Genomic DNA, 8,371 nt, shown 5'->3' with positions numbered 1-8,371 from the left:
GCTCGACGAGGCCGTCGCGGCGGCCGGCATCGATCGCGACGGGCGCGCCTGGCTCGAGCGCGAGCTCGCCAACCCGGCCGAGATCGACGAGATCGCCGACGCGGTCGACGATTCCGACGCCGCCGCCCGGATCTACGCCGCCGCGGCCCTGGCGATCGACCTCGACACGATGCAGGAGCGCCAGTTCCTCAAGATGCTGGCCGAGGCGCTCGACGTGCCGGCCGAGGCCGCGGCCCGCGTCGAGCGTGAACTCTCGGCCTGATCGTCGCGCCGCCGCACCTTCCGGTTGATGCCGGCGGGCGCGGCGGTGCTAGGTTCCGGCTGCGGCGCCACGGGAGACGGCGCCGCGGGGAACCGGGAACCGCATGTCCGAGGACAACACGACGCCGCCGCGGCGGCGTCTCGCCGCCATCGCCCTGATCGGGAGCCTGCTCGCCCTGCCCGCCGCGGCGGCCGAGCCCGCAGGGCCGCTGACGATCGCCCGGCAGGGCAGCTTCTTCGTCGGCGGCCGCAGCGTCGCCTCCGACACCCTCTCGACGCTGCCGGCCTACGCGCCCTCGGGCACGATCAGCGTCGACCAGGTCTACGTGCGCTACCAGATCCCGGTGGAGGCCAAGCGCCCGGCGATCGTCTTGATCCACGGCTGCTGCCTCACGGGCAAGACCTGGGAGACGACGCCGGACGGGCGCATGGGCTGGGACGAGTTCTTCGTCCGCGCCGGGTTCCCGACCTACGTGATCGACCAGGCCGGTCGCGGCCGCTCGGCGGTGGACCCGTCCAGGATCAACGCGGTGAAGACCGGCCAGGCGGCGCCCGAGACGCTGCCGCCGGTGGTGTCGGCCGGCCAGGAGCCGGCCTGGGCGATCTTCCGCTTCGGCCCGAAATATCCGGAGGTGTTTCCCGGGATGCAGTTCCCGCTGGAGGCGCAGGCCGAGTTCTGGAAGCAGATGGTCGCCGACTGGGCCGCGACCCTGCCGACCCCGAACCCGACCGTGCCGGCCTTGTCCGAGCTGGCCAAGACGATCGAGAAAACCGGGCTCGACGGCGCGATCCTGATCAGCCACTCGCAATCGGGCATCTACCCGTTCCAGACCGCCGCGCTCGATCGCGCCGGCATCCGCGGCCTCGTGGCGATCGAGCCGGCCGCCTGCCCCGATCCCGCCAAGGACGACCTGGCACCCTACAGGGACCTGCCGATCCTCGTGCTGTGGGGCGACTACGTCGAGCGCGTGCCGCGCTGGGCCCCGCGGCTGAAGCTCTGCCGCGCCTTCGTCGAGGCCGCCAACAAGGCCGGCGGCATGGCGGAGCTGGTCCTGCTGCCCGACGTCGGCATGGCGTGCAACTCGCACATGCTGATGCAGGACAGGAACAGCCTCGACGTGGCCGCATGGCTGGCCGCCTGGCTCGACGCGCACGTGCCGCCGCGCCCGTGACGGTGGGCCAGCTCCGTCAGCCGGCCGCCTCGTCCTTCAAGGCCTGCAGCCCCTCGCGATAGGTCGGGAAGGCGAGGTCGACGCCGAGTTCCGCGCGGATCAGGCGGTTCCGCACGCGCTTGTTCTCGCCGTAGAAGCTGCGTGCCATCGGCGAGAGGTCGGCGGTCTCGAAGTCGACCTCCGGCGGGAGGGGCAGGCCGGTGAGCGCCGCGGCGTATTCCGTGACGGTCTGGGGTGGCGCCGGCTCGTCGTCGGTGACGTTGTAGACCGCGCCGTTGCGCGGCCGGTCGAGCGAGGCGAGCAGCGTCGTGGCGATGTCGTCGATGTGGATGCGGTTGAAGACCTGCCCCGCCTTGACGATGCGCTGGGATCGGCCGTCGCGCAGCTTCACGATCGGGTTGCGGCCCGGGCCGTAGATGCCCGACAGCCGGAACACCTGCACCGCCTTGCCGGTCTCGGCGCCGAGCGCCCGCCACGCGTTCTCGACGGCCAGCCGCCCTTGCGAGCGCGCGCTCTTCGGCGTCGCCGGCGCGGTCTCGTCGATCCAGGAGCCGCCCTGGTCGCCGTAGACGCCGATCGTCGAGAGGTAGCCGATCCAGCCGATCCGGCTCCGGGCGATGTCGTCGCGGAACCGCCGCAGCACCGGGTCGCCGTCGCGGTCGGGCGGGACCGAGACGAGCAGCGCGTTGGCCGCCGCGAGGTCGGCGGGGATGCGCGGGTCGTCGGCCTCGGGGCCGAAGGCCCTCATCGACAGTCCGGTCTCCGCTTCGATCGCGCGGGCCTTGTCCGGCTCGGTCACCGTCGCGACGATCTGGGGAAACCGGCCGCGCGCGCATTCCGAGAAACGCCGGGCCGAGAAGCCGAGGCCGAAGACGAACAGGGTCATGATGGCATCTCCGCGGGCGGGTCGAGCGCGGCACGCCACTCGGCCCGAACGTCCGGATCGGTCTCGCCGAGCCCGTGGCGTTCGTAAAGGGGACGGCAGGCCGCGGCGCCGAGAAGCCTGCCGCAGGCCCAGACCGCCATGCCCCGCACGATCGCGGCCGGGTCCGCGAGGTTCTGCACGGCGGAGGACGCCAGCGCCGGGTCTCCCGAGTTGCCGACGGCGATGAGGACGTTGCGCAGGAAGCGGTCGCGGCCGGTGCGCTTCACCGGCGTCCCGGCGAAGCGCCTGCGGAAGGCGGCGTCGTCGAGGGCGGCGAGCTCGGCCAGCGGCGGCGCGTCGAGGCCGGGATCGGCGGCCATGCGCGCGTCCTGCGCGACGCGGGCGAACTTGTTCCAGGGGCAAACGGCGAGGCAGTCGTCGCAGCCGAACACCCGGTTGCCGATGGCGGTGCGGAACTCCGCGGCGATCGGGCCGGCATGCTCGATCGTCAGGTAGGAGATGCAGCGGCGCGCATCGAGCCGGTAGGGGCCCGGGAAGGCGTTGGTCGGGCAGATGTCGAGGCAGGCGCGGCACGAGCCGCAATGGTCGGGCTCGGGCGCGTCCGGCTCCAAGTCGGCCGAGGTGTAGATCGCGCCGAGCAGCAGCCAGTTGCCGTGATCGCGCGACAGCAGCACCGTGTGCTTGCCCTGCCAGCCGAGGCCGGCCGCCGCGGCCAGGGGCTTCTCCATCACCGGGGCGGTGTCGCAGAACACCTTCACCCGCACGTCGCCCTTGGCCGAGAGGTAGCCGCCGAGCTCCTTCAGCCGGCCCTTCACCACCTCGTGATAGTCGCGGCGCTGGGCGTAGGCCGCGATCGCGCCGCGATCCTTCTTCGCGAGCAGATCGAGCGGGTCGGTCTCCGGTCCGTAGTTCGTGGCGAGCACGATGATGCTGCGCACCCCCGGCCACAGGGTTTTGGGCGATGCACGCTGGTCGGCGCGGTCTTCCATCCAGCCCATCGTGCCGTGGGCGCCCTCGCCCAGCCACGCGGCGAGGCGTCCGGGCAATTCCGGCACCGCCTCCGGGCGGGTGACCTGCAGGTCGCAGAAGCCCAGGTGGCGGGCGCGGGCCTCGACGAGGCGGCGCAGGTCCCGGCCTGCGAAGATGCGGCGGTCGGTCAGAAATCCAGGTCCGCGTAATGCCCGGCCGGCGGCATGCCCGCGACCCGGTCGGCGAGCAGCGCGCGGAAGGAGGGCCGCGATTTCACGCGGGCGTACCAGTCGCGCGCCGTCTCGTCCTCGTCCCACGGCACGTCGCCGAGGTAGTCGACGCAGCTCAGATGCGCCGCGGCGGCGAGGTCGGCATAGGTCAGGTGGTCGCCGGCGATCCAGCGGCGCCGCGCCATCAGGTAGCCGATGTACTTCAGGTGGTAGCGGACGTTGGTGCGGGCGGCGCGGATCGCGTTCATGTCCGGCGGGCCGCCGCCGGTGGCGCTGGTCATGAAGCGCTTGGCGATCTTCTCGGTCACGAGGTAGCCGGTCACCTCCGCCTCGAACTTGACCAGGAACCAGTCCATCAGCCGGCGCACCTCGACCCGCTCGGCCGGATGGTCCGGCATCAGCCGGCGCCCGGTGAGGCCGAGGCCGCGGGTCTCGTCGAGGTATTCCGCGATGATGCCGCCGCCGGGCACGACCAGGCCGCCCTGCTCCATCAGCACCGGCGTGGTGCCGGCCGGGTTGATCAGCAGGAACTCGTCGCGCCTGTCCCAGGGCCGCTCCTCGACGAGGCTCGGCTCCAGGCCCATCTCGGCCAGGACGAGGCGGATGAAGCGCGAGTTGGCGCAGAAGGGAAAGTGATAGAGCGTCGCCATCGAGGCCGTTGTCGGACTGAAAAGGGCCGGCGGGACGCGCCGCACGGGACACCCGCGGGACCGAGCGTGGGATGATCATGATTGCTCGATCGTTGCCGCCTCATTAACACGCCGCACGGAACGCGGTAACCGCTCGTTCACCATCGTCGGCGAAGCCTGTGGGCGTCCCGCCGCGGGCGGCGATTCCACTTCCTCAGGCCGGTCGCCGGCCGGCGCGGCGCGAACGGTCGAGACCAGCGATGATGCGAGATCTGCGATGATGGATGCGATGAGCATCGCGAAGGCGGTCGTGCTCGCGGTCGTAGAGGGCGCGACCGAGTTCATCCCGGTCTCCTCCACCGGGCACCAGCTCCTGGTCGGGCACTTCATCGGGTTCCACTCGCCCAACAACACCTTCGAGGTGCTGATCCAGCTCGGCGCGATCCTGGCGATCCTGGCGGTGTATTTCCGCCGGCTGCTCGGCATCGCGTTCGCCCTGCCGAACGACCCGCAGGCGCGCCGGTTCGTGCTCGGCATCCTCCTCGCCTTCCTGCCGGCGGCGATCATCGGCGGCCTGTTCTCGAAGGTGATCAAGGCCTACCTGTTCAACCCGTGGATCGTCTGCGCGACCCTGGTCGCGGGCGGGCTCGTGCTGCTCGTCCTGGACGACACCGATCTCGAGGTGAAGAAGACCGACGTCTACGACTTCACCCTGCCGATGGACCTGAAGATCGGCATCTTCCAGTGCCTGGCGATGATCCCGGGCGTGTCGCGCTCCGGCGCCACCATCGTCGGCGCGATGCTGATGGGCGCCGACAAGCGCTCCGCCACCGAGTTCTCGTTCTACCTCGCGATGCCGACCATGGCCGGCGCCTTCGCCAAGGACCTGCTCGACAACTACAAGAACCTCAACGGCGACGACGTCGGGCTGATCGTCATCGGCTTCGTGGTGGCCTTCGTCTCGGCCCTCGTCGTGGTGCGGACGGTGCTCGACTACGTCTCCCGCCACGGCTTCTGGCTGTTCGCGTGGTGGCGCATCATCGTCGGCTCGGCGGGCTTCGCCGGCCTGATCATCTTTGGATAAAAAATACGGTCGCCGCCGTCGATTGCCTCGCCAGCGGGGCCGTGCGAGGGCAGACGGATGGGGAGAGCGGGCGAAAGACCCGCATCCCGGCACCGTTTGAAGGCCCTCCGCGATGGAAGACAGACCGCTTGCCGACCTCTTCGAGCCCGCGACCCGCGCGCGCTGGCTCGGCCTCGTCGAGGGCGTTCTGAAGGGCGCCGACTACGAGAAGCGCCTCGTCTCCAAGACGGCGGACGGCCTGCGCATCGAGCCGCTCTACGAGGCGGCCGAGCCCGTGCCGCAGCCGGTCCGCGCGGCCGGCCCGTGGCGCATCGCCCAGCGGGTCGACCATCCCGAGATCGAGCAGGCGAACCGGCAGGCGCTGGCCGACCTCGAAGGCGGCGCCGATGCGCTGACCCTGGTGTTCTCCGGCGCGCCGGCGGCCCACGGCTACGGCCTGACCGCACGCACGGTCGAAGAGCTGGAAGCCGCGCTTGCCGGCGTGATGCTGCCGCTGATCGGGTTGCGCGTCGACGCCGGCCCGCTCGGGCTGGAGGCGGCCCGCCTCGTGGTCGAGCTGGCGAAGGCGCGCGGCGAGGACCTGTCGGCCTGCGACCTCGACCTCGGCATCGATCCGGTGGGCACGCTTGCCGCCTCGGGCAGCCTCGGGGCGGTGTGGTCCGAGATCGCGCCGAAGCTCGGGCAGGCGGTGAAGGACTTCGACGCCGCCGGCTTCACCGGGCGTGCGCTCCTGGCCGACGGGAGGCCCTATCACGAGGCCGGCGCCGGCGAGGCGGCCGAGCTGGGCGCGGTGCTCGCCACGGCCGTGACCTATCTCCGGGCGCTGGAGGCGGAAGGGGTGTCGCTGGAACGGGCCCGCGACGCGGTCGGGATCCTGCTCGTGACCGACGCGGACGAGTTCCTCACCATCGCGAAGTTTCGGGCGATGCGCCGGCTCTGGGCCCGCATCGAGCAGGCCTGCGGGCTCGCTCCGAAGCCGCTGCGGCTCCAGGCCGAGACCGCGTGGCGGATGATGACCCGGCGCGACCCCTTCGTGAACATCCTGCGGACCGCGATGGCGGCGACCGGGGCCGGGCTCGGCGGCGCAGACGCCGTCACCGCCCTGCCCTACACCCAGGCGCTGGGTCTCCCCGACGCCTTCGCCCGGCGGGTGGCGCGCAACAGCCAGATCGTGCTGATCGAGGAATCGAACCTCGCCCGCGTCGCCGATCCGGCCGCCGGCGCCGGCGGCTTCGAGAGCCTGACCGCGCAGCTGGCCGAGGCCGGCTGGGAGGCGTTCCAGGCGATCGAGCGCGAGGGCGGCATCGTCGCCTCGCTCAGCGTCGGCAAGCTCCAGCGCCGGATCGAGATCACCCGGGAGACGCGGGCGAAGAACGTCGCGACGCGGCGCGAGGCGCTGACCGGCGCCACCGAATTCCCCTACCTCGCCGAGAAGTCGGTCGCGGTGCTCGACGTGGCGCCCGTCGCCGCCCCCCCGGCGGCGAGCTTCGGCAGCGGAACGGCGGTCGCCTGCGACGCCCTGCCGTCGCAGCGGCTCGCCGAGCCCTACGAGGCCCTGCGCGACGCCTCCGACGGCTTCCTCGACAAGACCGGGAAGCGCCCGCAGGTGTTCTTGGCCAATCTCGGCCCGGTCGCGGTGTTCAACGCCCGCTCGACCTTCGCCGCCAACGCCTTCGCCGCCGGCGGCATCGAGGCGCTGAGCAACGACGGGTTCCCCGACGATGCGAGCCTCGCCGAGGCGTTCAAGGTCTCGGGTGCGGCGCTCGCCTGCCTGTGCTCCTCCGACGCCGTCTACGAAGCCCGCGCCGTCTCCGCGGCGAAGGCCCTGGCGGCGGCCGGCGCCGGGACGATCTACCTCGCGGGCAAGCCGGGGGCGGATCTCGCCGAACCGCTCGCGGCGGCGGGCGTCCACGGCTTCCTCCATGCCGGCGGCGACCTCCTGGCGCTGCTGAACGACGCCCTGAGGCGGGCCGCCCGCGCCTGAGCGGGGAAATCGGCAACCGATCCGGCCGTCGCGTGTTTCGAAGCGGACATGCCTGCACGCCCGCGCGGTGCGTGCCGGGCACTCGACACGCTCGCCCGATCGGGATCCGATGAAAGCACTGACGCTGGCCTCCGCCTTCCTCATCCTCGCAGCCGCCGGCCTCAGCCCCGCCGACGCGGCCCGGAAGAAGGTCCAGATCCCCGACCGCTACGACGGCAACTGGAGCATCGAGGTCATCACCGAATCCGGCATCTGCGACCGGGCCTATCGCTACGGCGTGCGGATCCAGCGCGGCGAGGCCAGCTATCCCGGCGGCGATTTCGCGATCAGCGGCCGGGTCGCGACCAACGGGTCGGTGCGCGCGACGATCTCGAACGGGGCGGCGACCGCCAACGTCGTCGGGCGCCTCGGCCGCCAGGGGACCGGCACCGGCACCTGGTCGACCCAGGGCGGCCCCGAATGCAGCGGTCGCTGGAACGCCGAGCGCCGCGGCTAGGACGCTCCCAGGCGAAACCGGCGGTCGAAGCGGCGGTGGCGGGGGCGCCGCTGTGACGCGGAAGCGACGATGGCGCAGGATTGCGCCCGGCGCGTGCGCTGCGGCGCGGACGGCCCTGTTCCCGACAAAATCCCTGGGGAATACTCGCCTCGATCGATCACTCGTTCGAGGCTTCCCGCGCCATGAAGACCCCGCTGCTCGGTGCGCTCGCATTCCTCCTCGCCCTCGCGCCGGCCACGGCGCGCGAGCGTTCGAAGCCCGAGGCGGACAAGGTGCTGGCGCCGCTGCAGCAGGCCGCGACCGATTGCTTCGCCGAGACGGTGATGGCCAACCCGGGCGCGATGAACCACGCCCGCGCCGGTCGCTGGTTCCAGGCCGCCAGCGTGATCGGCTTTCTCTGCCGTCCCGAGGTCGACGCGATGATCGCGGCGCATGATCGCCTCTACGGCGGCGGCACCGGCGCCAAGTTCTTCAAGGGCGCCTACGCCCGCCATCTCGACCAGCAGCTCGCGCTCCGCCTCCAGCCGATGCTGGAGCGCAAGACCGTCGCCAGCACCTTGTCCGCCTCGGGCTTCGAACGCTCGCGCGCCGTGGCCGGCGCGAGGGCGAGGAGGAATGCGAGCGCACCGAGCAGCGGGGTCTTCATGGCGCGGGAAGCCT

At 72.0% G+C, this 8,371-nt stretch carries 9 protein-coding genes and 1 pseudogene; 6 read left to right on the top strand and 4 right to left on the bottom strand.

Annotated features, from left to right (window positions below):
• Both FV223_RS14125 and FV223_RS14120 read left to right on the top strand, forming a co-directional pair.
• Positions 1-262 (top strand): DUF533 domain-containing protein (locus tag FV223_RS14125; RefSeq protein WP_147727638.1); only part of this gene is annotated, 262 nt, incomplete at its 5' end.
• Between the two features lie 103 nt (positions 263-365).
• Positions 366-1,433 (top strand): esterase, encoded by a 1,068-nt coding sequence (locus FV223_RS14120; protein ID WP_147727637.1) that lies wholly within the window; start codon positions 366-368, stop codon positions 1,431-1,433.
• A 16-nt stretch (positions 1,434-1,449) separates the two neighbouring features.
• Here the strand turns inward: FV223_RS14120 and FV223_RS14115 are convergent, their stop codons facing one another.
• From FV223_RS14115 to FV223_RS30420, 4 genes are all read right to left on the bottom strand, one after another.
• Entirely contained in the window at positions 1,450-2,319 is an 870-nt protein-coding gene (locus FV223_RS14115; RefSeq protein ID WP_147727636.1) for an SDR family oxidoreductase, read from the bottom strand.
• Positions 2,316-3,446: a tRNA epoxyqueuosine(34) reductase QueG gene (gene queG / locus FV223_RS14110; protein WP_147727640.1), complete on the bottom strand. Its 1,131-nt coding sequence runs from the start codon at positions 3,444-3,446 to the stop codon at positions 2,316-2,318. The genes FV223_RS14115 and queG overlap by 4 nt, the downstream gene beginning before the upstream one ends.
• Positions 3,447-3,475: 29 nt before the next feature.
• Complete coding sequence (locus tag FV223_RS14105; protein WP_147727635.1) at positions 3,476-4,168, bottom strand: glutathione S-transferase family protein; 693 nt, start codon at positions 4,166-4,168, stop codon at positions 3,476-3,478.
• Between the two features lie 75 nt (positions 4,169-4,243).
• A complete protein-coding gene (locus FV223_RS30420; RefSeq protein ID WP_147895768.1) occupies positions 4,244-4,444 on the bottom strand; it encodes a hypothetical protein in 201 nt (66 codons plus the stop codon).
• Between FV223_RS30420 and FV223_RS14100 the strand changes: the two genes are divergently transcribed.
• From FV223_RS14100 to FV223_RS14085, 4 genes and pseudogenes are all read left to right on the top strand, one after another.
• Positions 4,428-5,231, top strand: coding sequence for an undecaprenyl-diphosphate phosphatase (locus FV223_RS14100; RefSeq protein ID WP_147727639.1), 804 nt, complete (start codon positions 4,428-4,430; stop codon positions 5,229-5,231). The two genes, FV223_RS30420 and FV223_RS14100, sit on opposite strands and share 17 nt — an antisense overlap.
• Before the next feature lie 112 nt (positions 5,232-5,343).
• Positions 5,344-7,215 (top strand): methylmalonyl-CoA mutase subunit beta, encoded by a 1,872-nt coding sequence (locus tag FV223_RS14095; protein ID WP_147727634.1) that lies wholly within the window; start codon positions 5,344-5,346, stop codon positions 7,213-7,215.
• 109 nt (positions 7,216-7,324) lie between these two features.
• A complete protein-coding gene (locus tag FV223_RS14090; protein ID WP_147727633.1) occupies positions 7,325-7,711 on the top strand; it encodes a hypothetical protein in 387 nt (128 codons plus the stop codon).
• A gap of 182 nt (positions 7,712-7,893) precedes the next feature.
• Positions 7,894-8,265, top strand: a pseudogene (locus tag FV223_RS14085) (hypothetical protein); the annotation flags it as partial.
• Positions 8,266-8,371 lie beyond the last annotated feature (106 nt).

Origin of the sequence: Methylobacterium sp. WL116, from assembly GCF_008039455.1 — a bacterium.
Classification (GTDB): Bacteria; Pseudomonadota; Alphaproteobacteria; order Rhizobiales; family Beijerinckiaceae; genus Methylobacterium.
This window is presented reverse-complemented; position numbering and strand designations above follow the sequence as displayed.

Coding starts and splice junctions, on each gene's coding strand:
- FV223_RS14095 (WP_147727634.1), top strand. CDS start 5,344: ATGGAAGACAGACCGCTTGCCGACCTCTTCGAGCCCGCGACCCGCGCG.
- FV223_RS14105 (WP_147727635.1), bottom strand. CDS start 4,168: ATGGCGACGCTCTATCACTTTCCCTTCTGCGCCAACTCGCGCTTCATC.
- FV223_RS14115 (WP_147727636.1), bottom strand. CDS start 2,319: ATGACCCTGTTCGTCTTCGGCCTCGGCTTCTCGGCCCGGCGTTTCTCG.
- FV223_RS14100 (WP_147727639.1), top strand. CDS start 4,428: ATGGATGCGATGAGCATCGCGAAGGCGGTCGTGCTCGCGGTCGTAGAG.
- FV223_RS30420 (WP_147895768.1), bottom strand. CDS start 4,444: ATGCTCATCGCATCCATCATCGCAGATCTCGCATCATCGCTGGTCTCG.
- FV223_RS14120 (WP_147727637.1), top strand. CDS start 366: ATGTCCGAGGACAACACGACGCCGCCGCGGCGGCGTCTCGCCGCCATC.
- FV223_RS14090 (WP_147727633.1), top strand. CDS start 7,325: ATGAAAGCACTGACGCTGGCCTCCGCCTTCCTCATCCTCGCAGCCGCC.